Below are 25,212 nucleotides of genomic sequence, written 5' to 3'. Positions count from 1 at the left end.
TATAAATAGGTAGAAGTTTGACCACAGGGAAGATCGAAGTCGATAACATCAGCATTTTAGTCATTGATGACTGTTCAACCTCTTCAACGTTGATCAAGCATCAACTCGTCTCGCTGGGAGCCAAAATATCCAACATTACCTGCGTTAACAATGCGCAGCAGGCGTTGAGTGCTACTAAGACTCGCTTTTACTCGTTCATCATTATGGATTATCACCTGTCTTCTAAGTTGACCGGGCTTGATCTAATTAACCTGATGAGTCGAGCGAAATTGATATCAGACACAACAGCCGTGCTTATGATATCTGGTGACGCTACGCAAGAAACCGTGCTCACTGCGCTTTCTGGTCGTGTTAGACATCTACTTACTAAGCCGCTTCAGACAAAAGCACTACAAACTAAAATGCTCACTGCTTTACAAGAGCAGCATCACCTTGCTGAAGTAAAACAATACCTTAGCAAAGTTTCAGTGCTTTCTCTCAATGACGTTGCGCAACTGCATAAGAAATACGCGACCAGTGTTTGTGTTGAATCACTCTTAATTGATACTTTGATTGAAGCGAAACAGTTTGAGGTACTAGAGAACTTCCTTCCTTTTTGCAACGACAAAGAACACGCGAGTCGAATTTGTGCTGAAGCATTCCTACTTCACCAAAAAGGTAAGATCCGTGAAGCTGTTGAAGTCCTTGCAAATTACGTCACACACAATCCGCTTTGCTTAAGGGCTATCGATAATCTTGTCGGGCTTTATGAAACCTTAGGGCAACACAATAACGCCTCTATACTTGCAAACCGAGCCTTTGAACTCACCCCTAGTAGCAGTGCAAGACTGATTACTGTATCTAGGGTTCTGTCAAAACTCGCTCAGTTCGAGCGACTGTACGACGTTGGTTACCTTTACGCATCCAATGTTTCATCCACGGATACTCAGTGGCTCGCTGCGATGAATACTTATGTCGACTTGATTAGTGAACATTTTAAGACGCTCACTAATGGAAATGACAAAAAGAAAGTACTCCTAAAGCTCAATGAATTTTGTTTGCTCGCTGAGAAACAACTCAATCGTAACCAACAAGTCGATTTAGCCGCTTTTAAGCAGATGATGCAATGTAAGCTTCTTTTACTAGAATCACGTCCGGAGTACGCTCATAGAAAGCTAATGCACTCACTTAGCTACTACTACGCAACGCCGAACAAAGCACCTTTACTGCTATTAAAACAAGCTATTCCTTTGATGGACTTTTTCGGCGAGTTTGCTATCAAGCGTTGCTTGTTAACCTTACTTGCAGCGAAGTCAGGAACCGCTTTAAAACTCAGCGAACAAAAGAACTCCGATGAAGAGACGTTAGGCAAAAGATACCCTTTCTCAGTCGAGATGCGCCTCAAGCGGCTATCGGATAACAACATTGAAGCGACAGACATCATTTTGGATGAGAGCATTGAATTCCTTTCTCAGCGTCCACTACCACCAAATTGGTCTAACTGGCTCAAAGATTATCTTTCGGGATCGTATTCGACCCAGTTACCAATACCTTTTAACTTACAAGCCACACAGTGGAGATGAATAATGATCAATTTCGAAGTGTTGAATACCTACATGGACAACGATGTCGACATTATCTTTGCTGTTTTCTCAACTTACATGGAAGACTACGAAGATGGATTAGAAAGAATCAACCAACTCAACGCAGAGCAGAACTGGGGGGACTTATTCTTATTATCACACAGCTTAAAAGGCATCCTTTCTAGCTTTGGAGAAGAGTCAGCTGTAACCGCATTGAGCAACATTGAGGAGCACACAAGAGACAATATCGCACCGGATAGCGGGGATCTAGCTATAGTTAATAAAGAGCTGGTGACGATAAACCAGCAAATAACAGATTACTTATCTAACATGGATCAGTAACAACACTATAAAAAATATACGTTAATTGGAATGCTAGGCTATGAATAACACGAATTTTAAAGAGTTGATAGATTCACTTAAGGATCTGACTCCAACTCAAAAAAAATACTTAATAAGTCAAACTCAACTCTCTTTGGACGAAAGCGAACTTCTTAAAAACAAGGACTTACTTACACCCGAAGAGCTTGAGCTTTTGCTTGCAGTGACAAACGCGAAGTGAAAGCGAGACGTTAGAAGCTAACCTACTCATTAGTTTACTTTAATGCTCTAGTTCACTTTGATTTCTAACTAGGGGTAAGCGAGCCTTACCCCTAGTTTTTATCAAATAGACACCCATCTTGAGGTTACTTGGGTATAGGCTTAATTTTCATTCATCTTGCCTTGGTATTCTTGCTGTAACTTTTCCTTTTGATCTGCTTTTACTTCCGCCCAGCTTCCGTTGTTTTCAATCGCTGTCACCCGAGCTTGGTATTTCTCTACTGCTCGATTTAAAACAGAATAAGGGTCAACGCCCTGCTCTTTTTCTAACGCCATCAGGATATTTAAGTAGTTCCACAACACATCGCCAAGTTCATCTTCTAGATAACACTGACGCTCTTTAGCGATCTCTTCGCTGACTTCTTCAAGCTCTTTGTGTAGCGCATCAAAATACGTTTCTGAGCCTCTATACCAAGTGTTGTTCTTGTCGTATTCAGCTTTGCGCTGAGCAATGTCAAACAAGGCTTTAAAGCTCTCCATTGCTTTCTCCTCTTTACACCAAGATTTGTGCTTTCAATTAGATAGTCACTCACTCTAAGTAATTTAAATTCAAAAAGAAAGCATCCGTTATTCACCTCATCTTTTTCAGTATCATCACAAACAAAGTGAACTTAAAGCCTCTCATTAATAACAATATGTTATGCAATCAATAACCAATGATAATTTCATGTTTTCAAGGTTAGCCATTATCTTAATCCCAATGACGTTGTTTGTTGGGGCACGGTTGTTGTTCGAACAACACCTAACAAGCCGAGATAAGAAGGTTAAATATGAAATTTCTTCACACTATGATCCGCGTTGCTGATCTAGATAAGTCCATTGAGTTTTACACCAAAGTTCTTGGTATGAGCGAGCTTGATCGCTTTGAAAACACGGAATACCGCTACACGCTCGTATTTGTGGGCAACGCAGACCAACCAGACAGCGCGACGATTGAACTGACTTACAACTGGGACACAGACAGCTATGACCTAGGTAACGCGTTCGGTCACATGGCATTGGGTTGTGAAGATATTTACGCTGCATGCGACAAAATCAAAGCACTTGGTGGCAATGTCGCTCGTGAACCCGGTCCAATGAAAGGCGGTGAAACTCACATCGCATTCATCAAAGATCCTGACGGCTACCAAATCGAATTGATTCAAACAAGCAAATAACGAGGTTAGTCATGAAAGATACATTGTTTCAACCTGTACAACTTGGTTCTCTAACGCTTCAGAACCGTATCGTTATGCCACCAATGACTCGCTCTCGTGCAAGCCAGCCTGGCAACGTCGCAAACGACATGATGGCTGAGTACTACGCACAACGCGCATCTGCGGGTTTGATTGTTGCAGAAGGCACACAGATTTCACCTATGGGTCAAGGTTACGCTTGGACTCCGGGTATTTACAGCCAAGAACAAATCGCAGGTTGGAAAAAAGTCACTGACGCTGTACATGCAAAAGGCGGAGCGATCTTCGCTCAGCTTTGGCACGTAGGCCGTGTAACTCACCCTGACAATATCGGTGGCGAGCAACCAATTTCTTCTTCTGCACTAAAAGCAGAAAACGTGAAAGTATTTATTGATAACGGCACAGATGAGCCTGGTTTTGTTGACGTGGTAGAACCGCGTGAGATGACGAAAGAAGACATCAAAGTGGTTATCGAAGAGTACCGTCAAGCGGCATTGAATGCGATTGAAGCGGGCTTTGATGGCATCGAACTACACGCAGCAAACGGCTACCTTGTAAACCAGTTCATCGATTCTGAAGCAAACAACCGTACAGATGAATACGGTGGTTCAGTTGAAAACCGTCTACGTTTCTTGGGTGAAGTGGTTGAAGCGATGACTCAAGCGATTGGTGCTGAGCGCGTTGGTGTTCGTCTTGCTCCGTTTACGTCACTAAATGGTACTGTAGATAAAACACCAGTAGAAACTTACACAGCTGCTGCGACACTGCTTGATAAGCTAAACGTTGTTTACATGCACATTGCAGAAGTAGACTGGGATGACGCACCAGATACGCCTGCTGAGTTCAAAACAGCCGTTCGTGAAGCTTACAAAGGCACTATCATTTATGCTGGTCGCTACAACACAGAGAAAGCGGCTGAAGCTCTAGAAAGTGGCTTGGCAGATATGGTTGGCTTTGGTCGTCCGTTCATCGCGAACCCTGACCTACCGAACCGTATCAAGAACGATTACCCGCTAGCGGCTCACGATCCTGCGACGTTGTTTGGTGGTAACGAAAAAGGTCTGTTGGATTACCCAACTTACCAAGCAAACTAAATTGCTTCGCTTGCCTAGTTCAGCCGACTTATTTGAATAGGCAAGTTGAATAGACAAAAACCCCGCAGATGCGTTTGAGTGCATCTGCGGGGTTTCTTTTTAGCGTCCGGTGTTGTCTGACATTATGGTTTTGGCATTAGAGTTTTCTCTAACGACGCTGGCAAGAAGTGCAACCACGACAAGCCGAGCGTGTGGTTTTATCCAGTAAACTGCGTTGCACCTTACAGTATGCGTTCTTTAATGCACGGCGAGCCGCAAACCAATCTTCAGGCTTAGTCAGAATCAAATAGCCATTGAAGCGCTTCACTAACTCCACTCTGTGTTTATCAATAAAGCGGCTGTCAAAACCAATATCGAAGTAATCCAAAGCTTCTTCGATACAAGTAAAGCTAGCAATCTTGGCTTGAATATCGTTTTGGCTCATAGCCTCGTTTCTGAGTTTGTTCACTTAGCTTTCAGTATAAAAACTTCCGTTCAATCGTTCTTTGATTTACATCCGTAGCACGTCATTTTGCTAGAAACCGCCGAGTTTTAAATTTTCAAAATGAAAATCAATATAAGAAGTCACCCTGTAAAACTCTTCTCATCTGCAGAATAACTTTTAACTCACTGATTTTATAAGCCTAATTTTTGGTGCACATTTTGCGTTAGTGAGTTTGTTGACTAGGGAGAGATGATGATGACTTACCGAGCAGAAATAGATGGATTAAGAGCGATTGCGGTCCTGTTGGTGATTTTTTTCCATGCAGACATACAAGCTTTTGCTGGTGGCTTTATTGGCGTAGACGTGTTTTTCGTGATCAGCGGCTATTTAATTACCACTATTGTGATAAACGATTTAGATAAGAGCCAATTCAGCCTTTCCGATTTCTACGAGCGCCGTATTCGTAGGATCTTGCCCTTACTACTGCTGGTTATTGCAGTATGTTACCTGCTCTCTTGGTGGTTGTTCCTTCCCCAAGCACACAAAGAGGTGGGCGAGTTTTCTGTGTCTTCCATTCTGTCCGCTTCTAATGTGTTGCTGTACCTCAAAGGGCACAATTATTTTGGGCTGGAAGAGCAAGCCAACCCACTCTTTCATACTTGGAGCTTAGGTGTCGAAGAGCAATATTACATTGTGATCCCTCTTTTGCTTATGTTGCTGGCACGTGGCAAGCTCATGTCTTACCTCACCTTCTTCATTGCGGTGTTTGCACTAAGCCTGATGACTATTTGGTACGCCAGTGGTGACCCTGATTTCGCCTTTTACATGATTTTCTCTCGTGCGTGGGAACTGGCGGCGGGCTCTTTGATTGCCCTAGTAATGCGTAAAACCGTCATCAAGCCCAACAACACACTTGCCATGATTGGTTTAACACTGGTTCTTGCCTCTGCCTTGTTGTTCGATAAATCAAAAGATGGCGCCGGGCTCATGCTGTTAATTCCTGTGATTGGCACCGCGCTTATCATCTTGTTCTCATCCAAAGACAACACGCTGGGTAAAGCTCTAAGCCTCAAATCGGTCGTTTTTGTCGGTTTAATTAGCTACAGCCTCTATCTATGGCATATTCCGTTACTGGTCTTTTATCGATACGTACTCACTGCCGGACAAGAGTTCAGCCTCGCATTTTATCTTGTCGCTCTATTTACCTTTTCTTATCTAACTTGGCGCTTTGTTGAAAAGCCTTTCCGTAGCCGCAAGAAAATCAGCATGAGCACACTTACTGCCTCACTTGTATTAGTTACCCTGCCACTGCTTGCTTTTGGTGTCGTCGGTCATAAAAACGGAGGCTTTCCCGACCGTAGCGCGTTTTTCGAAGCCATGCGCGTGAACAACGGCTACGGCATCGCATGTAACGGTAATACCGGCATCAATGACACCTGCTCCTCATCTTCCCAGCCTACTGTCGCTGTATTAGGTAACAGCCACAGCATGGTCTTTGTTCAGCAACTCGCGAATGACACACCAACAGGGGTTGTTCAACTTACGCAAGACTCTTGCGCGGTTGGCTATGTCGATAAAGTTTCAGGTGCAAACCATTTGTCTTGCAGCAATTTCTTCACTGATGCAATAGAAACCATTTTGAATACCCCTTCTATCCGTCGCGTGGTGATTTCTTCTAACTTCAATAAAGAGTTATCCAAACAAGACTACCAAGCTTCGCTCACTCGCCTTTTGAACGAGTTAGAAGACCGAGAAGTTCTGGTCTTTGGTCCAACACCTTCCGCACCGCATGCCATTGGTGAATGTTTATGGAAAGCGCGACTGTTTGGAGACAACACTGGCAATGAATGTGACTTCACGCCAAGGCAATCACACCCACATCGCGTGGCTACGTTGGCTCACTATTTTGAGCAATTTGAACATGTGGAGTTTGTCGACCTTACAAGTTACATCTGTCAGCAAGGCAAATGTGCAATGAAGGTAGGCGATAACAACGCCATGTACACCGATGCGAACCACCTATCCTACAAAGGCGCAGAGATCGTATTAGGCAGCTACCAGAAAGAAGTAATGAGCAATCAACAGTTAACTGCTCAGTATTAACCCAATGGAAAAGAGAGAAAGAAAAGCTCAGCGTTAATCTAGGGTCTGAGCTTTTTACTTGAAGATTCTTGGGTCGAAAGCAAAATCAAGCTTCTCTGCTTTCTTCAGGATGTCTTTCATCTTGGGGTGGTTTGGATTGACGACGTAGTTGTTGTCACGAGGAGAAATTGTCGAAGGCACTTGCAGTGCAGCAAACTCAGGGTGCGGATCGTTGAGAAACTGGTCACCAATGTATTGTGTGGATTCACTAACAGGAATGGAGCGCCAAGTGACCGGTAAGTCTTCTTCATCCAGTGCGGCAATTAAGTATTCCGGCATCTCGATACGATACAAATCGTAAAGCTTGGTGATCGCCGGATCGTTGTTTACATGCACAAAAACTTCTAACGAGCAAAGAGATTCGGATTGAGAAAAGTACAGTGCTTCGGTTCCTTTAGAGTTCCATCGCCCGCCGTATAGCTTGGCACCGATTGGGCTAAATGGAGACTCAGAAAACTTCTTTTGAGTCAGTCGATAGAGCTTCATATTACGAGAATACCCCGTGCTCTAGTCGTCCAATCAAATCTTTGACGATTTCAAAATCAACCGTGGTTGAAACCATGTCTAGTGGGCGCTTTCCACCCAAACCATAAACATTCTCCCGCATCCAACCTAGTGCGCGTTCTTCATCATCAAACAGTTCTGTTGCTAGCTTAAGTAGCATCGCTAAACGATAGATGGCATCACTCTCTTGCGTGTTGAAGCGCTCTTCGTTTTTGAGTCGACGTTTGATGGTGCTCACCGGGATCAATGTGACGTGTTGGAATTCGCTTTGAGAAAGCTTCACACGCTCGACGATATTACGGTATACCTTTGGCTCAAACCCTTTATGAACCGCATCGGTACGACCGGTTTCGGCATCTTCAATGCCCAGCATAAACCAAAAGTTTGCCTTGTGAGGCAGCTTCGGTTTAAAGCTTTTTAATGTTGCCGTTGCCATACTGAGCTCCTATAGACCAAATGGTCTTAATATTATGGTCCATATGAGCTCAATTATCAATCGTACAAATTGCAGCCACAGTAAAACAGGCACGAATCAGAGCAAGAGAAACGTTAAGGCTTGTCTACGCCTGCGTATTTCACCCCAGAAAGCAACGCCATATCGCGATTCCAAGTGGCGAGGTCGCGTTGATTAAACTTGCAAAGATCATCGTGTCCACACGCTCTTGCCATCACTTGCATCAACTCAACCGAGGCTTCAAAAAAGTTCTTCAATTGAACCGAGGCTTTATCCACATTCAACCGCTGTCTTAAGTCGGCTTTTTGTGTCGCAATGCCTGCTGGACAATTGTTGGTATTGCACATTCTCGCGGCTACACAACCTATCGACTGCATCGCACTGTTAGAAATCGCAACGCCATCTGCCCCGAGCGCCATCGCTTTTACAAAGTCCATTGGAACACGTAGCCCACCCGTGACAATTAACGTGACACGGTCACTCACACCTTGAGCATCCAGATAGCGTCTTGCTCTAGCGAGAGCGGGAATGGTTGGCACGCTGATGTGATCACGGAACATAGCAGGCGCTGCGCCCGTACCTCCTCCACGACCATCCAAAATGATGTAATCCGCACTGGCATCGAGTGCGAATTGAATATCTTCTTCGATATGGTTTGCACTGAGCTTGAAGCCTATCGGGATACCACCTGTCACTTCACGTACCCGATCTGCAAACTTTTTGAAATCTTCTGCGGTATGCAGATCTTTAAACGTCGGTGGTGAGATCGCAGATTGCCCTTCGGGAATACCGCGCACTTGCGATATTTTGCCCACATTTTTATTGGCAGGAAGATGACCACCAGTTCCTGTTTTTGCTCCCTGTCCACCTTTAAAGTGGAAAGCTTGAACATTGAGCAACTTAGATTCGTCGTAACCAAATTGCGCACTCGCCAGTTCATAGAAATAACGCGAGTTCGCCGCTTGCTCTTCTGGCAGCATGCCGCCTTCTCCAGAGCAAATTCCGGTTCCGGCTAACTCCGCACCTTTCGCGAGTGAGATTTTGGCTTCTTCTGATAACGCGCCAAAGCTCATGTCAGAGACAAACAAAGGAATTTTTAGCAATAACGGCTTCTTCGCTTTCGGACCAATTACCAATTCTGTTTTGACTGGCACATCCTCCATCAGAGGTTTGGTTGCCATTTGTGCGACCATCATTTGCAGTTCATCCCAATGTGGCAATTGGTCTCTCGGCACTCCCATCGCCGTCATCGGTCCATGATGCCCTAACTTTGATAGCCCTTCTCTTGCCAATTGGTGAATAAACTCAACTGTGGGTTCTTCTTGTGTCGCGACCGCAATTGGGATCTCGTTATGTCCGGCTTGGATACCCGGACCTTCTTGCCCCACTTGTTCAGAGGTAAACTGCTTATGTGTCCCATCACAGAAAGGCGCATTTGCGGTGTGCTTACACTGACACAGATACGAATCTTCATCCTTTTCAGCGACAAAGCTCATGGGTTTAAAATCGGTTCCGGCGTGGGAGCCATCACAATAAGGTTGGTTCTTAGATCGCCCGCATCGACAAAAGTAATATTCTTGCCCTTGCACAAGCTCAACTTTGATCGGTTTGTTATCCGCTATTACTGGTTTGCTCATTTTGCTTCCCTTTTTCAATGCCATACTCTGTGGTTGGCTTTCAGTAAGCGTAGAACAGCTCAAGTAAAGCGTCAGGGGAATAGAGATTTACCTATACTTTATGTGGGTCTCAACACTCTGGAGGCTAACATGACCATGTCAACCCGGCTCGACCACTATTTGACTGAGCACCATATTCACTTTCAAACCGTGAATCACAGTCATAGTAATAGTTCGCTGCAAAGCGGTGTTGCAGCGGGTATCCCTCTCAATAACTTGGCAAAAGGCGTGATTTTGGAAGATCACCAAGGTCGTCATATGATGGCTGTCTTGCCTGCGAATAATAAAATCAGCTTGTCTCGATTGAATGACGAGCTCAACGCTTCTTTCCATTTAATCAAGGAAAGAGAAGTCTATCGTTTGTTTACCGATTGCGATAACGGCGCGATACCTCCAGTGGGTAGCGCTTATCACATGGCAACCATTTGCGATGAAATGCTCGCCAATTTAGAGCATGTGTATTTGGAAGCAGGCGATCACGAAACCTTGATTAAGTTAGATAAAGAAGCGTTCCGTGAACTGATGGGAGAAAGTCGTTTTCTGCGCTTTAGTAGTCAGGTATTTCATTAGTCTTAAGCTGCAATGAATGCGGTATCTAGAACATGTTGGCTCTTGTGGTGACGATTTCATTTTAAATTGCTTTCGCGACAAGAGCCTTTATTCGTTCTTATCTTTAGCGTCTTTAACCTCCTCAACCAAACCCGCTCTGTCAATTCGATAATGCGCGAGATCGTGAGCAAGAAAGAGATGACCAGAGTAAGCGGTTTGAGCTTCTTGCCGAATCTGCTCAATCGACACTTCCGCTTCAGGGCTAAATTGATAGCGAGGACTAAAGTGAGTGAGAATTAAGCTCGGAATTTGTTTTGTCTGAGCATAACTGGCGACTTGTGAAGAATAAGCGTGACCGACTTCTTCTGCTCGATCTTTCATCGCTTCTGAGTACGTTGATTCGTGCACCAACAGATGCGCGCCTTCAATTAGACTATCGAGCGTTTCGGGTTTGTCGTTATCACCACAAATAATCACTTTTCTCGGTGGATGTGCAAGCTTAGTAAACGCCTTACTCATTAAGGTTTGACCTTGGTACTCCACATCATTACCCCGCACAAGTTCTCCCCAAATAGGTCCCCTCGGTATGTTCAATTGCTCAAGCTTATCGATGTCTGGATACATACGAATGGTTGACTCTTCAAAACAGTAAGCAAAGCTAGGAACACGATGGGAAAGTGCAGTTGCGGTAATCGTAAACTGACCAATTTCAATCGAATCAAGCTGCTCGACTTCAATGAAGTGAAGTTCAAATGGCAGGTAGAGTTTGGTGAACGCTTGAGTCGCTTCAAACCACTGTTTAATCCCCTCTGGCGCAATGATCGTCAGAGGATCTTTGCGGTTATTCATGCCTGCACTGGCGAGCAAGCCCGGTAAACCATAACAATGGTCGCCATGAATATGGGTAATACAAATAACTCGTAAATAATTAAGTGATAACGGAGTGTATAGCAATTGGTGCTGAGTCGCCTCTCCGCAGTCAACTAGAAACCACCCTTTTCCCTTGCTCTCCAGCAAAGCAGTCGCAGAAACATTACGGGATTTAGTTGGAACCCCAGAGGACGTTCCTAAGAAATACAGCTCCATATGACTTCCCATTCCTTAAGTAAAAGCTCTAATCACTCATAAAGTTTAGCATTCGATTCAGTGATAAATTGCATGATTCTGACCGATTTTAACACTAAGCTTTAAATATCAATTAAACACCCGTTTAAAACAATCGTACCAAAACACACTGATTACCATTCACCATTCTATAACACTTAAGCCACATTTTTCGAGTGGACATCAAACACCATAGGGCTGTTTCGTAAAACATCCACGATGTATAAATCGAGCTTAACTATAACATTTACAGATATTTACACCCAAAACTACAAACCATTAGTTATATGGGATGGTAATAACAAATCCTGAAATTCAATGTTACAACTATGTTAATTGTTTTTATGCTGAGTTGAGTGTTTAGCAAATAACCTACTCATCCCCTGTATAGGTTATTAGGCACTTTTATTTAAAACGCATCCTAAAAACACATGGAGTTTCAGAGTGATATGAAGACAAGGAATGCAAAACTCGCGCTTGCAATAGGTATAGCGCTCAGCTCCCCTAAGTTATACGCCGCTGGATTTCAATTATCCGAACATTCAGCCGCTGGTCTAGGGCGTGCCAATGCTGGCGAAGCCGCCATAGCAGACGGTGCATCAGTAGTCGCACATAACCCTGCAGCCATTACGATGTTCGATTCTTATCAATTGTCCGTAGGTGCTGCTTACATCATGCCAGAGGTTCGCGTAACCGGTAACGGACCTTCAGAATCCTTCAATAATCAGCTAACCAACAATGACGTCGTCGACAATGTGGTTGTGCCATCTTTTTATATCGCAGCCCCAATCAATGACTCGTGGTCATGGGGGCTTGGCATCTTCACTGACTTTGGGTTGGCAACCGAATACCCTGATGACTATTTAGCCGGACCGATTGGTGGGGAAACCAGTTTAGAAACGATTAATTTTAACCCTACCATCGCCTACCGAATCAACGACGAGTTCAGTGTTGGTGTTGGCGCTAGCATTGTTTATGGTAAAGCCAAGCTCACGCGTACTTTGGGTATTCTTGCCGATGCGATTAATGCTGATACGGGCGCAAATTTTGCTCGCACCGACGTGGCGAAATCACTCGATGGTGATGGCTGGGGTTACGGTTTTAACCTCGGCGCACTTTGGGAGATCAACGAGAAGCATCGTTTTGGATTAAGCTATCGCTCTAAAGTGGATGTGGATTTCGAAGGCGATTATTACTCAGACATCCCAAGTGCGATTTCGATGCCGGGTCAAACCGTGACGGGTGACCTAACCCTCAACCTGCCGAGCATTACTGAGTTCTCTGGTTTCCATCAGATTACCGATCCACTAGCTATTCACTACAGTGTGATGATGACGGGTTGGGATGTGTTTGAAGAAATCCGCGCCACCGTAGATGGGCAAGAAGTTCTGCAAAAGGATGAGAACTTCGAAAATGCCTTCAAATATGCGTTTGGGGCAACTTACCAACTTAACCCATCCTTCACTCTGCGCGCGGGTATTGCTTACGACGAAACGCCTAACGTGAACGACAAGAGCATCAGCTTGCCAGATTCCGACCGAATCAATTACAGCTTTGGTGCCACCTACGCCTTCAATCAAAACAGCCGAATCGACTTTGGCTTCACCTTTATTGATGCCGAAGAAGTCACGTTCACTGAGCCGCTTGAGCCGCACGCTCTACCGGGCGTGGATATCGCCTATCGCTCCGAAGGTGATGCGTACATATACGGAATCCAATACAACCACTCTTTCTAATTATTCCTGACTGAGTCAATAACACTAATTACAGGGAAGCAAATCATGCACGGAATAAACAAAACGGTTGTCGCTACACTCATCAGTTCCAGTCTTTTGATGGGTTGTAACAGTGACGATTATGACGAACCGCAAACCTCTAGCGGTTATGAATTATCTGAATACGGTACACCAGAATTATGTGGCAATGGTCAGGAATGGGCGAGCGCGGAACAAGTCACCGCGATTGAAAACCTAGTCGAACTTGCCGAAGACAACAGCGTGGTAACACTGCCCGCCGGTTGTTTCAAAATGAATAACCAATTGACGGTCGATTCGAAGAATAACCTCGTGTTACGTGGTGCAGGTATCGACCAAACCTACCTCGACTTCAGTGGTGTGGACGGCAAAGATGGTATTGCCATCAGTGGTGGTTCGAACATCACCGTATCCGATCTCCAAATTGCAGAAGCCTCTAAGAACGGTCTTAAAGCTGACGGGGTTGAAGGCATCATTATTCGTGATGTCGCGGCGGTTTGGCTCGAAGTGCCTCGTGCACGTGACGAAGATGGTAACCTACGCGGCACTTACGGCATCTATCCCGTAAAATCTCAAAACGTCTTGATTGAAGATACATGGAGTTACGGCAGTGCCGATGCAGGTATCTATGTGGGTCAAACCATCGGTGCGGTTATTCGTGACAACGTAGCGGAAAAAAACATTGCCGGTATCGAGATAGAAAACAGTTCGAATGTGGATGTCTACGACAACTTAGCGCTAGGAAACACGGGCGGTGTACTGCTGTTTGACCTACCGGGCGCTACCACTATTGGTCGCTTAATTGATGATGTACGCATCTTTGATAACGTCATTCGTGACAACAACTTAGAGAACTACGTTGATACTACCTGTCAAAATGGGCTTGGCGGCTGTGGCGTGGTAGGCATCGTCCCTCCTGGTACTGGCGTCGTCATTCTGTCCGGACGTAATAGTGAGTTCTTCAACAACACGATTACTAACCACGACTCAATGGCACTTGCGATGACGAGTTACTTGTTGGTGAACGGCGATCCCAACGCTTACAGCCCACTCAATGGGACATCTGAAGGCAATGCCGTTATGCAGGGCTGGAACCCTGTTCCGACCAACATGTATTTCCACGACAACACCATTACCAACACGGGCGCCAATCCAAATGGTTCTCTCATTGAAGATATGATTTTGGCATACACGTTAAATCATCAAGCCTTCCCTGCTCTGTTTTACGATGGCGCAGGTGAGTCACTGATTCGTTCACAAATGTTTGCACCATTGCGTGATGCGCTCAACGGTATGACAGGAACAACCAACTGGAATTACCTTACTGAGTTTACCGATGCAGACAGCAACTGTTTAGTGAACAATGGCGCAAGTGTCGGTGTATTGGTTGATAACATGGACCCAACCGCAATTGGTCGTTATGCAGAAAACCCAGCCAATGCAGATTTCTTATACGAGAAAGAGCAAACAACGCTACTTACCGCTGGTTGTGATTCTAAGACGCCATTAGACATCAATACCGTCACAATTAATGGCGTGGTGTATGGCTACAATCAAACCGAAGACGGAGCGACGGATCCTGATAACCCAGATACACCAAATGGCATCATTGGCAACGCAAGCTGTACCCTAGACGACGTGGCGGGTATTAACTGGGATGCGATTACACGTGAAAGCGCGACATACGGTGAAAACTGTGTGAGCTTGTCGCAATACAACCTGTTTGAAGACGCGAAAGATCCAACACAAAACCTCAATTTAGCGGCATCTGCGAAAGGTACTTTGTATGAGATGAACGTTGAACTCTTTACTGACTATGCACGCAAATACCGCTTTGTTGTGATGCCGAACGAAGCCTCTGCAAGCTATCGTGAGCAAGAGGTGTTCGACTTCCCAGTCGGTACCGTGTTGATTAAAACCTTTGCGCTACCTTCGAGTACTGAGAATGCTCGTGGTGAAAACGAAGAGCTCATTGAGACTCGCCTATTGATTCGTCGTGACAGCGGTTGGATTGCCTTGCCTTACGTATGGAATGAAGACAAAACCGACGCTTACCTGACTGCCGTATCGGTACCCTTTGAGCGCAGCGTAGAACATAACGGCGAAACGCTTAATTTCACTTATGAAGTACCAAGCCGAAATGAGTGTACCTTGTGTCACAAAGTAGAATCTGATGTCTCCGATCCTACTGGTAACACACAGCCAAAAGGTTTCTCTCCTATTGGTCCTAAAGCTCGTAACCTAAACAGTGTTCAAGATGTCTCTGATGGCTCGCCAGTCAACCAACTTGTACATTGGGAAACGCTGGGGCTATTTACAGAAGCTTTACCAGATACACCAGAGAACTTACCTAAGACCCCTGTCTTTGATACCGAAGCGGGAGCAAGTAATCTAACGGATACTGAGCTACTGGATTACGCCAAAGCGTACCTTGATGTGAACTGTGCGCACTGCCATCGCACCGAAGGTAAAGCGGCGAGTAATCCATTCAAGTTTGAATACTGGCGTGAAGGGATCAGTGAAATGGGTATTTGCGCTCGTGGTATCACCTTCCACAAAGGCCCATCTCCGTATGTGATTGTACCGGGTGATCCAGAAAACTCTGTGCTGCACTACCGCATCAATGTCGACAACGGAAATATGATGCCAGAACTAGGCAGACACGTTGTTCACGATGAAGGTGTTCAGTTAATTGCCGATTGGATTAACTCAATTGATACCACGGGCTGGAGCTGTGTAGAGTAATAATATCAATGGCTACCAAGTGTTTAAGTAACCATTAACTTACTTCAACTAGCCGTATTATACCCAAGTAACCTCGAGATGCTAGGTTCAGCGAGACTGGCTTGGTTTGTAGACGCGGCGGCGATTTAAAGGTTTAGTGGGTCTAAATCAAGAATCGACAACAAAGTATACAAGCCAAGGCAGCTCGCCCTTTGGGAGCGTGTCATTGACCCGATTGCTGCGTCAAACAACTTGGAAAGAGCTGGCTATTACACTGCGTTGCTTTCCTTGCTCTCGAATCAATGACAACGCTCTGAATCCTGCATCTTGAAGTCACTTGGGTATAAAGGCAAACGAAATAGAAGAGCATATGAAAAGTCTCCAGCTATGCCGGAGACTTTTTGCGGTTTTATGCTTAATCCAAATTGATTTAGTCTTGTGGATTCTCTTTCGCGTTGATTTCTGCGTAGGTGTGAAGAAGCTCAGTTAGCGTTTTCACCCATGCAAAAACGTCGTTTGGTGTATTTTCTAATAGCTTTTCAACTTGCGCGCAGTGCGTTTCAAGTGTGATAGCTTCTTCTAAACGGAATGAAATCGCATAGAAATGCCACAGCACAAGCCGAGTCATTCGCTCACTGTTCTGCTTCGCATTATCGGATTCATCAAATGCTTGCTGAATTTCGCTTAGCGCGATTGCAGTCATACGTAACATTGCATCTAGGCGCGCCGATAACATACGGTCTTCGCTGTCTACTTCTTCTTGATCAAAGGTAAACAGCTCGTTCATCACATCTTCTGGCACCATTTTACTGATCATGCGAGCACTGAACTCTTCCAGTTCATGGCGAGGCATAGTCACAAGACAATCGAACGTGTAATCACGAAGCATAAAATCACTCTATATCAGTTATAACTTTTAGAGTGCGCATTCTAAGGGCTGTGATTTCAATTGCCAGTGTTTCTTTTGTTGGATGTCCAACGAATCTTGTTCACGTCGCCTTAGTCGGTAGATTTGCTCTTCTTAAAATACTGGAACACTTTCCAAACAGCGAACGCTGCCACACCAACGATCAATGCAGAGCGAAGGAGAATGGGCGCATCGTGTTCGAGTTGGGTTGCGTGAGGGACAATGCTTGCAAACAACCTACTGGCAAAAAGCAGCCCCATCACCAACATAATAACCTTGTTCATACGCGCTACCTTTCAAAGTCGAGTCCCACGCACCAAACGCAGTTATCGAGTTGTTTGCTAAATAAGAGCCTTAGCCCTGAGTGAACTTAAAAGAATGCGCGCCATGATTGTCGTCGTCAACACCACCGAGGTCTGAAAGTCGGTAAGCTAATATTGCATATTTGAGGAAGCGCCAAGTGATGCCAATCAATTACTCTCTAGCTGCCAACCTTAACCCCCGAAGAACACATTCTGTCCCTTATTTGACCATAAATCGTAGTTTTTCATAACTTTGGAGAACTAGGAGCTTTGAATGTACCCGTGCAACCTCGCTTTTAACTTTGGGTAAGGGCTTTATAGAGATCACGAATTTTCATTTGAAACTCCATCACTTTCAAAAAGAGGAACTTGCCTCCATCAAAGTTCACCGCATTTAGTACGGCTTCCTGTGTTTACAATATTTATGAAATCAACAGCTTTCAAACATAACACTCAGGAGGCTCACCTATGAACAACGAGGCAAAACAACTTTTTCACCATCTGTGTCATCAATACGACGAGCTGTCTCAAGACTTAGCTACTCGCCCTTTTCCTGAGCTATCGGAAACCATCCGTCACCCACTCGGTTATTGCTTTGTTCGTTGCTCTATCGCCAGTCAACGTTTTTCAATAGTGTCGATCAAGTTTGATCCTTCGGTACGAGGTCAAGGTGTGCTAACGGCTTTTATCAACTACATCAAAAGCAATCCACATCACTACCAAGGCGTTGAAGTTGCAATCATCGAAAACCAAAATTTAGCGAAAAGGTTGCTGTCCCTTGGGTGGGGATACAAATCCTTGTTTAGCAAACTTTTCTTCTCCAAAAAGCCCACGCTCGTTAAAGACTTTCAATGCACCTAGTCGTCGCCTTTTAGCATATCGATAAATGCTCGTCTTGATTCAGCAGACATATCACGATGTGTCGTGTATGCCACATGAGCGCTTTCCTTAGCAGCTTTCGTAAGCTCAATGCTCCACAAGGCATTTATCTGGTTTGGCACTAGTGAGTAACGTACGTCAATGATACGCCGTTCATTGTTGGGATCTCGTACGACAAAGCCATCAGAAAACCATCGGAATCGCTCAATATCTGCGGCTTGCTGTGATGTACGGCTTAACCAAGGAAAATCTTTGCTGACATCTAATTTAGTCACAGATTCACCAGTATAGATTTTTATGTACGTCCCTACTCTTATGGCGTCCACATAGTAGTTACCATCAGCTTCGTAGATGACTTTCCAAACCAGAATGTTTGCGAACGTGGGTTTAGCTTCTAATCGCAACGGCACATGCTGTCTTGCTTTAGCCACCTTCCATCCAGCCTCTTCTGCTCTTTCTCTTTGAATCACTCCGAAGGAGAGATAAGCGAGAGCCCAAATTAAAGCGATTCGCCCGTACCAAGGGTTACGTTTCCAGAACGCAAACAGAACACCAATTAAAATTGGAAGCGTAAAGAGAAGATCGATAACAGAAACCGTATTCCACGAATAACGAGCATTGGTTAGCGGCCAGAACAGTTGAGTGCCGTAACTGGTGCACGCATCCAGTAAACCATGTGTCGCGTAACCAAGTGCGCAATACCACCAGCTTTGTTTGAACGATAACCCAAACCTTTTGCCGAGCATTGGGTATAAAGCCAATGCACAGAGCAAACTACCAATAGGAATGAACACCAATGAATGGGTGAATTGTCGGTGGTATTCAAGAAACAACAGCGGGTCGCTCGAAGACTGAATCAGAATGTCTAAATCTGGCGCCATGCCCGCAAGCATTCCAAGCACACCTGCCGCCACTAAATGCTGTTTTTTACTTGCCGACTGAGACAAAGATGCCCCAACGAGTCCTTGAGTTAACGGGTCCATCGGCTATGTTCTTTATTTTGTCTAAAAACCAGAAAGGTTGGCTGCATAAAATATCCGTATTTAGTGAACTCGAGAAAGGAACGACATAGCGCATCAAAGTGATTGAATCTCTGAGTTATTTGCACAAGAGCACTACCTTTAGTGTAGAAGGAGTCAGTTACTTCCGCCTCTATTACGCTATACCCAAGTAACCTCGAGATGCTAGGTTCAGCGAGACTGATTTGGTTTGTAGACGCGGCGGCGATTTAAAGGTTTAGTGGGTCTAAATCAAGAATCGGCAACAAAGTATACAAGCCAAGGCAGCTCGCCCTTTGGGAGCGTGTCATTGACCCGATTGCTGCGTCAAACAACTTGGAAAGAGCTGGCTATTACACTGCGTTGTTTTCCTTGCTCTCGAATCAATGACAACACTCTGAATCCTGCATCTTGAAGTCACTTGGGTATATAATCTGACACCTTACCTTTTGAGTATAAGTTTGAGGAAACTCAATCAACGCCAATTCCGAGGAATGCCTTGCAATTAACCAGCTTTAAATACAAAACGCGAAAAGGTCCTGACTATCGTCATGGGGAGCAAGTGTCGTTCATCGATATTAAAGAGACCTTTGGCATTGGTGGTATCCGGATTGGCAAATGGGTTAATACGGAGGAAAAAGATCTCGCTGCAAACTTGATCTTTGATTCTTTGGCTGACTTAGCTTATCTCTTAGCGTTGCCACCTTCCGCCATAGGGCTAAGAGGCAATTTGAACCTCGCCTTCGGTACAGGTGGAAGTAAAGGTGTTCAAGCGCATTATGCACCGAATCAACGCGAACTTGCTTTAGCTAAGAATGCAGGTGCTGGTGCACTTGCTCATGAGTTCTGGCATGCGTTCGACCATTACATCGCAGAAAAAGCGTTTGATATTGGTGATAGATCAGGTCCACAACGTAAGACGATATTTGCCAGTGATTGCTGGCTGCATAACGCAGAGCATTTCCCTCACCCATTAAACGAGCGACTGCTTAAGATTTTCGATACAACTTTGCTCAGTGCCGACGGACAAGATAAGCACGATTACGTGACTCGAAGCGTTAAAGCGGATAAAGCAATGGGCGCTAGTTACTTTTCTCAACCTACGGAGATGATGGCAAGAGCATTTGAAGCCGTCGTCGAATCTTGCTCGGGCATCGAAAACTCTTATTTGGTTTCCGGCACAACTAAGGCGGACACCATTATCGTCTATCCAGACATTGCTCATCGCCAAGTCATTCACCAGGCACTGCAAGCTTATTTCAGACCGCTTGGTGAGGCATTGAGCCGATAGCAAAGAATAGCGACTATGCGCCACGAGATATCATGATTTCCCAGTACAGACCTTTACCACAGAACTAAAAAAGGTTTATACATAAACTTATATTATTCAAAGTGCTGATATTTCATGACGCTAAAACAAATTCTGCAAATCCGTAATGTCCGCTGCTTCTTAATGTTCCGAAGCAGCTACTTTGCGCGATTCTACTATCCAGTGTTCACTCTACTCTATTTAGATTACGGCTTAACACTGTCTCAATTTGCGATGCTCAACGTGGTTTGGGCTGCAACCATCGTGCTAGCTGAAGTCCCTTCCGGTGCATTTGCCGACACATTAGGACGCAAACGACTAGTGGTGCTATCTTCGATAGTGATGTTCATCGAAATTGCAATGATCGCCTTTGTCCCTACAGGAAATCCCACTTTTGTTTTCATTGTATTTTTGATTAACCGAGTGTTGAGTGGCTTAGCTATGGCATTGGCAAGCGGCGCAGATGAAGCGCTGGCTTACGACACGCTAAAAGAGCAAGGCAAAGAAGATTTGTGGCCACGAGTGCTGCAAATCCAACTTCGACTGTCTTCGAGTATCGGTATAGTCGTCACCCTTTTGGGTGCAGCCATGTACGACGTCAACTTTATGGCAAGCGTTTATCATTTCTTAGGATTCGCAGAGCCAGAGTCTACACAAGACATCATGAGAATCCCCGTCTATGCGACCTTGTTTGTAGCAATGATTGCTATCTACTCGGCATTCAGCATGAGAGAAGCGAAAAAAGTCATCCCGAGCAACAGCAGTAAGTTAGCGTCCACGATGGAGAGTATGAAGCTGACCCTCAACACGGCAAAATGGGTATTGTCGACGCCTTATGTATTGTTCATTCTTCTCTACTACAGCTTGTTTGAGCATACATCACGTATGTTTTTAACCATGAATAGCCAGTACTACCGTGCCATTGATATTCCGATTATTTACTTTGGTTTTATTGGTGCAGGCATCAGTGTGTTGCAGATTCTGTTGGCAGGACAAAGTCGTCGTTTAGCAGAAAGCATGGCTCCGAAAACGTTCATTGCAATAATAGGGTTTGCGAGCATGGCGACGTATTATTGGATTAGCCTTGGATGGTCTATTTACGGCGTCATTCCGGCGTTGATCCTTATCTTCATCATTATGACGATGAACATTTTCATTAGTTATCATCTCAACAAGAAAACGGAATCTCACAACCGAGCGACGGTACTTAGCTTTAAAGGTTTAATGTTTAACCTAGGCTACGGCTCAATTGGTATTCTTTATGCCTATTACTACAAGTTAATCTCGCAAAACTATACGCAAGAACAGATCGCACAGCACATCGATTTCATCGCTTCGCTATCTTCATTCTTTTATTACTTTACGTTCTTGTTTATCGCCATCAGCGTATTTTTCTACTTTAAAGATAAGAAGCAGACCATTTTCTAACCGCAGATATTGGCGATTCAACCCCATCTAAAGATACCAAATAAGGCGAACCAAACGGTTCGCCTTTGTGTAAACAGATAGCGATTTCTAACTACCTCAATTCAAACAACTCTCGATGAAATGACTTCGCCGGTAAACCTAACCTTACAAATGCTTTCTCAAGTGTCTTGCCTAATTCTGATGGCCCACAGTACCACACACTGCAATGTCTAGTACCTTCTACACACTCTGTGACTTCTGCATTTCTGAATCGACCTTGTACACTTGTGTTCTTCGTATATAGCGTAACACCAGCCTTCTTTGCTCTTTGTTTTAGCTCCTCCAAAAGTGGCTTATCTTCTTCTCGATAGCTGTAAAACAAGTACACCGTTTTGCTCGTACCAACTGTCTCTATCGCAGTTAAAAATGGCGCAATACCAATGCCTGCGGCAAACCAAACTTGTCGTTCTGCATTATCTTGAAAATTGAACCGTCCATACGGTCCTTCAATACGCGCAGCTTGTCCAACCTTTAAAGAACCTTTCAACGCAGAGGTGTAATCGCCATTCGCTTTGATCATGAGCCTTACTTCACCATTTTGATGGTAAGCGGAAGCTAAACTAAAAGGGTGTGGGCGCTCGTTATCACCAAAATCGACAAAGGCAAATTGACCTGGTTGATAAACAAACTCCGCTGAATCAACTTTGAGCATGACTTCAATGCCATTACTGATCGGCTTGATACTTTGTACTTTGGCATCATGGCATTTCTTCTTACCATTCAAATTAAAGATGGTCATGAAGCACCCTACCGTTGCTAACCCACTCACACATAAGAGAATGGCTCCAGAAAGGGTTAGCCATAGACTCGCCTCAAAAAACATCACCATGTGTAAAACTAAAAACAAGTATAAATACGGAAGCACTTTGTGGGTGAGTTGGAAGACGTTGTGCTTAAACTTTTTAATCCATGCGATCAGAACAAACGCAGCGGAAAGGTAAAAGCCATACTCACCAATAAGCTGAGCAGGGTCGCCCATTGCATCTATTAGTTTCCAAAACGGGAAAGTCTCATCCTTTGGTTCGACAAAACCAAAATCCATAGCGAAATCATCACTTAAAAATGCGCCCCAATGAAACAACGCCGAAAACACGGCAGAAATACCAAGGTACTTATGCAATCGATATTGTTTATCTAACCCTCCTAACCAGCGCTCTAAAGGCCAATGTTTAACAGATAAAATCACGCACAACGACATAAGCAACATTGACACAATGCCACTGTAGTTAACCAAATAAGTGCGCACCTGCCAAAATAAGGACCATTCAAGAGTTGGAGTTCCAATTTGCAACACAGCATAAGGGACAAGTAACGTAATGAGTACAGCACCAAAATTGAGCATCAAATTTCTATTCATACAACGAGTTCAATCCAATCATGACTTTAATCGTCACTAAGCTATCAATAGAAGTGTGAAAAACTTGTATAGCTCGAACCCTCCAGACCATCAGGGATGGGTTGAACGCTAAAGTTCGTTAACGCAGCGATAGACGCAGTACGACAATTCTATCGGGACGAGCTTGTTCAATGCCGTATTCACATTTCTTTTACACCGTCACCTACACTATGGAGACGACAATAAAAGACCTCTCTCAGATGAAATTAGCGCTTAAGGAGAACTCAATGAAAAAACTCATATTATGTATCGCCCTAACCGCTTTTGGTGTGTTAAGCCTGCCAAGTTATGCTGCCGCCGATGCAGAAATCATCAGTCAAGAAGATGCCATTAAAGCAGCGCTAGGGGCGTTAGATGTTGAGGTGCTAGGCATTCGTCACGATGAACCTGATACCCAGTGGGATGTGTTTATTAAACGTGGAGATCAAGCGTACGAAGTCGAGGTTGATGCTCTCACAGGTAAGATTGTTGCGGCGGAAGAGGAAAGTCTAGCCGAAGTTCAAGCAGAACTTTCTGGCGATCTTTCACATGAAGGCGTGATTGGCGATGTCGATAAATAACGAATGAGTTAAGGGCAACATAAACCGCTCCTATTAATCTCACTTTGTGTATTCCACCCTTCTAATAGCCCATCGAAAAAAGGCGAACCAAATGATTCGCCTTAGGCGGACAGTAGGAAAGGAATTTATCGAAGACAGTTACAGCTTATCAGCGTCAACGACTTTTATGGTTGTCCAATTAGAGTTGGCATCTTGGATGAAGCCTTGTGTATCTTCCAACCAGCGCTTTTGCACCGATTTATCAAGATTCAGATATAGTTTGCCGTCTTCAATTTTCCACGCTTGAGGGTCAGTTTCGAACTTTTTACCCATCGCTACACCAAATGCACAGTAACCACCGTATTGTGGTGCGTAAGCTTGTGGATCCGTTTTGAATTGATCACGGTTTGCCGCATTAGCAAAGTGGTAGATAGCATTGTTGTAAGTGGCTGAATATTCAGGCTTGCCTTGCACTGCGCCATTATCTGTAAAGTACGCAACTGGGTCATATCCCTTGATCGCAAGATCATTAGCATCAACGCTCATGCCTACATCCGCAGCCATTAATGAAAAACTGGTTCCGAGTAAAGCGGTCATTAAAGTGAGTTTTCGACCAGTTGATTTAATGCGTGACATAGTAAGCTCCTTGTCTGTTTGTTTACCTTGTGTGAATAAATTAGCGGACTCTTCCGGTCTAAAGAGGGACTAATGACCAAAAAAATACGCAAATCGTTCGGAGGTAAAATGGACTTGTTATCACAGCTGATGGAACACTTCTCAATACGGACTGGTGTTTTCTATTCCGGGCATTTGTGTGGCATTTCTTCATTTCAATCAGACCACCACAACAGAGGTCACCTTCATGTACTCAATGCGGGTGATTTAATCTTGACGCCTGCAGGAGAAAATCCAAAACGGCTCACACAACCTTGCGTTATTTATTTGCCGAATAATACCCCTCATCGATTGGAAGGAGGTGAAGACAGTGAATTGGTGTGTGCAAACGTGGATTATAGAGGTGGTCAGATAAATCCTTTGTTGTCCGTATTACCAGACGTGATAGTCATCCCCTTTGAAGCTGCGCCAAACTTAACACCGGTATTAGATATGTTGTCTCAAGAAGCCAGCAAGAACTCCGTAGGACAGGAGTTTTTGATGGACAAGCTAAGCGACACTCTGATGGCTTTGATCTTCCGTCACTTAATTCAAGAGCAGAAAATCGAGCACGGTCTATTTGCTGCCCTTTCCCACCCTCGCCTTGCCAAGGTCATTACTGAAGTGCATCAATTACCACCTCGTCACTTTCATATCAATGAAATGGCGTCCATCGCTGCGATGTCTCGGACTCAATTTATCGAGACCTTTAAACAAGTGGTTGGTGAAACTCCGGGGGATTATGTACAAAAGTGGCGAGTATCGGTCGCACAATCGATGTTATTGCAAAATAAGCCGTTGAATTGGGTCTCTGATGAAGTCGGCTACAGTAGCTATTCTGGCTTCTCCCGCGCTTTTCAAAATGTCTCAGGAATGTCACCACGTCGCTGGTTACAAGAGCAAAAGGATGAAGTTGTTTGACGCAGCCATTTGTTTGACTAAAAAAGCGAGTCAAAGACATGCTCCCAAAGGGCACTCTTTGCAAATATAAGGGCCTTG

The 25,212-nt window shown here is 44.6% G+C and carries 25 protein-coding genes; 14 read left to right on the top strand and 11 right to left on the bottom strand.

Annotated elements, in window-relative coordinates:
* Positions 1–17 precede the first annotated feature (17 nt).
* The 3 genes from OH459_RS24460 to OH459_RS24450 are packed head-to-tail and all read left to right on the top strand — an operon-like array spanning position 18 to position 2,124.
* Positions 18–1,562 (top strand): response regulator, encoded by a 1,545-nt coding sequence (locus tag OH459_RS24460; RefSeq protein WP_053052472.1) that lies wholly within the window; start codon positions 18–20, stop codon positions 1,560–1,562.
* Between the two features lie 3 nt (positions 1,563–1,565).
* The gene (locus OH459_RS24455) at positions 1,566–1,904 is read left to right on the top strand and encodes an Hpt domain-containing protein (protein ID WP_005447056.1); all 339 of its coding nucleotides are present in this window, start codon (positions 1,566–1,568) and stop codon (positions 1,902–1,904) included.
* Between the two features lie 40 nt (positions 1,905–1,944).
* Positions 1,945–2,124 (top strand): hypothetical protein, encoded by a 180-nt coding sequence (locus tag OH459_RS24450; protein WP_005447058.1) that lies wholly within the window; start codon positions 1,945–1,947, stop codon positions 2,122–2,124.
* Positions 2,125–2,264: 140 nt separating this feature from the next.
* Here the strand turns inward: OH459_RS24450 and OH459_RS24445 are convergent, their stop codons facing one another.
* Positions 2,265–2,642, bottom strand: a complete 378-nt coding sequence (locus OH459_RS24445) for a MazG nucleotide pyrophosphohydrolase domain-containing protein (protein ID WP_029789708.1) — start codon at positions 2,640–2,642, stop codon at positions 2,265–2,267.
* A 290-nt stretch (positions 2,643–2,932) separates the two neighbouring features.
* On the opposite strand from OH459_RS24445, the gene gloA reads away from it, so the two are divergent.
* Together gloA and OH459_RS24435 are read left to right on the top strand one after the other, a co-directional pair.
* Positions 2,933–3,319 (top strand): lactoylglutathione lyase, encoded by a 387-nt coding sequence (gloA, locus tag OH459_RS24440; protein ID WP_009699026.1) that lies wholly within the window; start codon positions 2,933–2,935, stop codon positions 3,317–3,319.
* Positions 3,320–3,330: 11 nt separating this feature from the next.
* A complete protein-coding gene (locus tag OH459_RS24435) occupies positions 3,331–4,431 on the top strand; it encodes an alkene reductase (RefSeq protein ID WP_017190841.1) in 1,101 nt (366 codons plus the stop codon).
* 148 nt (positions 4,432–4,579) lie between these two features.
* Here the strand turns inward: OH459_RS24435 and OH459_RS24430 are convergent, their stop codons facing one another.
* Complete coding sequence (locus OH459_RS24430; RefSeq protein ID WP_005441361.1) at positions 4,580–4,855, bottom strand: nitrogenase-stabilizing/protective protein NifW; 276 nt, start codon at positions 4,853–4,855, stop codon at positions 4,580–4,582.
* A 255-nt stretch (positions 4,856–5,110) separates the two neighbouring features.
* Here OH459_RS24430 and OH459_RS24425 point away from each other — a divergent pair, with 255 nt between their 5' ends.
* Positions 5,111–6,958: an acyltransferase family protein gene (locus OH459_RS24425; RefSeq protein ID WP_269989194.1), complete on the top strand. Its 1,848-nt coding sequence runs from the start codon at positions 5,111–5,113 to the stop codon at positions 6,956–6,958.
* Positions 6,959–7,012: 54 nt separating this feature from the next.
* On the opposite strand, the gene OH459_RS24420 is transcribed toward OH459_RS24425, so the two are convergent.
* From OH459_RS24420 to OH459_RS24410, 3 genes are all read right to left on the bottom strand, one after another.
* The gene (locus OH459_RS24420) at positions 7,013–7,483 is read right to left on the bottom strand and encodes an RES family NAD+ phosphorylase (protein WP_269989160.1); all 471 of its coding nucleotides are present in this window, start codon (positions 7,481–7,483) and stop codon (positions 7,013–7,015) included.
* A gap of 1 nt (position 7,484) precedes the next feature.
* Positions 7,485–7,937 (bottom strand): type II RES/Xre toxin-antitoxin system antitoxin, encoded by a 453-nt coding sequence (parS, locus tag OH459_RS24415; protein WP_005426938.1) that lies wholly within the window; start codon positions 7,935–7,937, stop codon positions 7,485–7,487.
* Positions 7,938–8,050: 113 nt separating this feature from the next.
* Positions 8,051–9,592: a glutamate synthase-related protein gene (locus tag OH459_RS24410; protein WP_269989155.1), complete on the bottom strand. Its 1,542-nt coding sequence runs from the start codon at positions 9,590–9,592 to the stop codon at positions 8,051–8,053.
* Positions 9,593–9,721: 129 nt separating this feature from the next.
* Here OH459_RS24410 and OH459_RS24405 point away from each other — a divergent pair, with 129 nt between their 5' ends.
* Positions 9,722–10,201 (top strand): aminoacyl-tRNA deacylase, encoded by a 480-nt coding sequence (locus tag OH459_RS24405; RefSeq protein ID WP_009699021.1) that lies wholly within the window; start codon positions 9,722–9,724, stop codon positions 10,199–10,201.
* 87 nt (positions 10,202–10,288) lie between these two features.
* On the opposite strand, the gene OH459_RS24400 is transcribed toward OH459_RS24405, so the two are convergent.
* A complete protein-coding gene (locus tag OH459_RS24400; RefSeq protein WP_269989152.1) occupies positions 10,289–11,266 on the bottom strand; it encodes a ribonuclease Z in 978 nt (325 codons plus the stop codon).
* Between the two features lie 467 nt (positions 11,267–11,733).
* On the opposite strand from OH459_RS24400, the gene OH459_RS24395 reads away from it, so the two are divergent.
* Together OH459_RS24395 and OH459_RS24390 are read left to right on the top strand one after the other, a co-directional pair.
* Positions 11,734–13,020 carry an outer membrane protein transport protein gene (locus tag OH459_RS24395; RefSeq protein ID WP_269989150.1) on the top strand — a complete coding sequence of 429 codons (1,287 nt, stop codon included), beginning with the start codon at positions 11,734–11,736 and terminating at the stop codon, positions 13,018–13,020.
* A gap of 45 nt (positions 13,021–13,065) precedes the next feature.
* Positions 13,066–15,783: an SO2930 family diheme c-type cytochrome gene (locus OH459_RS24390; protein ID WP_269989148.1), complete on the top strand. Its 2,718-nt coding sequence runs from the start codon at positions 13,066–13,068 to the stop codon at positions 15,781–15,783.
* Positions 15,784–16,192: 409 nt separating this feature from the next.
* Here OH459_RS24390 and OH459_RS24385 read toward each other — a convergent pair whose 3' ends face one another.
* The gene (locus OH459_RS24385; protein WP_009699017.1) at positions 16,193–16,651 is read right to left on the bottom strand and encodes a hypothetical protein; all 459 of its coding nucleotides are present in this window, start codon (positions 16,649–16,651) and stop codon (positions 16,193–16,195) included.
* 110 nt (positions 16,652–16,761) lie between these two features.
* Positions 16,762–16,953, bottom strand: coding sequence for a hypothetical protein (locus OH459_RS24380; RefSeq protein WP_005447081.1), 192 nt, complete (start codon positions 16,951–16,953; stop codon positions 16,762–16,764).
* 486 nt (positions 16,954–17,439) lie between these two features.
* Between OH459_RS24380 and OH459_RS24375 the strand changes: the two genes are divergently transcribed.
* Positions 17,440–17,832: a hypothetical protein gene (locus OH459_RS24375; protein ID WP_172580963.1), complete on the top strand. Its 393-nt coding sequence runs from the start codon at positions 17,440–17,442 to the stop codon at positions 17,830–17,832.
* Here OH459_RS24375 and OH459_RS24370 read toward each other — a convergent pair.
* Entirely contained in the window at positions 17,829–18,833 is a 1,005-nt protein-coding gene (locus tag OH459_RS24370; RefSeq protein ID WP_050907801.1) for a metal-dependent hydrolase, read from the bottom strand. The genes OH459_RS24375 and OH459_RS24370 overlap by 4 nt on opposite strands.
* 514 nt (positions 18,834–19,347) lie before the next feature.
* Here OH459_RS24370 and OH459_RS24365 point away from each other — a divergent pair.
* Together OH459_RS24365 and OH459_RS24360 are read left to right on the top strand one after the other, a co-directional pair.
* Positions 19,348–20,139 carry a CLCA_X family protein gene (locus tag OH459_RS24365; RefSeq protein WP_026000380.1) on the top strand — a complete coding sequence of 264 codons (792 nt, stop codon included), beginning with the start codon at positions 19,348–19,350 and terminating at the stop codon, positions 20,137–20,139.
* 114 nt (positions 20,140–20,253) lie between these two features.
* The gene (locus OH459_RS24360; RefSeq protein WP_269989144.1) at positions 20,254–21,585 is read left to right on the top strand and encodes an MFS transporter; all 1,332 of its coding nucleotides are present in this window, start codon (positions 20,254–20,256) and stop codon (positions 21,583–21,585) included.
* Between the two features lie 91 nt (positions 21,586–21,676).
* Here the strand turns inward: OH459_RS24360 and OH459_RS24355 are convergent, their stop codons facing one another.
* Entirely contained in the window at positions 21,677–22,981 is a 1,305-nt protein-coding gene (locus OH459_RS24355) for a ferredoxin reductase family protein (protein WP_238788153.1), read from the bottom strand.
* A 266-nt stretch (positions 22,982–23,247) separates the two neighbouring features.
* Here OH459_RS24355 and OH459_RS24350 point away from each other — a divergent pair, with 266 nt between their 5' ends.
* Positions 23,248–23,580, top strand: coding sequence for a PepSY domain-containing protein (locus OH459_RS24350; protein ID WP_061066476.1), 333 nt, complete (start codon positions 23,248–23,250; stop codon positions 23,578–23,580).
* A gap of 138 nt (positions 23,581–23,718) precedes the next feature.
* On the opposite strand, the gene OH459_RS24345 is transcribed toward OH459_RS24350, so the two are convergent.
* Complete coding sequence (locus OH459_RS24345) at positions 23,719–24,195, bottom strand: YHS domain-containing (seleno)protein (protein WP_009699010.1); 477 nt, start codon at positions 24,193–24,195, stop codon at positions 23,719–23,721.
* 108 nt (positions 24,196–24,303) lie between these two features.
* Between OH459_RS24345 and OH459_RS24340 the strand changes: the two genes are divergently transcribed.
* A complete protein-coding gene (locus tag OH459_RS24340; RefSeq protein WP_152164543.1) occupies positions 24,304–25,134 on the top strand; it encodes an AraC family transcriptional regulator in 831 nt (276 codons plus the stop codon).
* Positions 25,135–25,212: the final 78 nt, after the last annotated feature.

Origin of the sequence: Vibrio sp. MM46 (assembly GCF_027587135.1) — a bacterium.
GTDB lineage: Bacteria > Pseudomonadota > Gammaproteobacteria > Enterobacterales > Vibrionaceae > Vibrio > Vibrio harveyi.
Note: the sequence above shows the minus strand (reverse complement) of the source record. Positions and strands in the feature narration are given on the sequence as shown.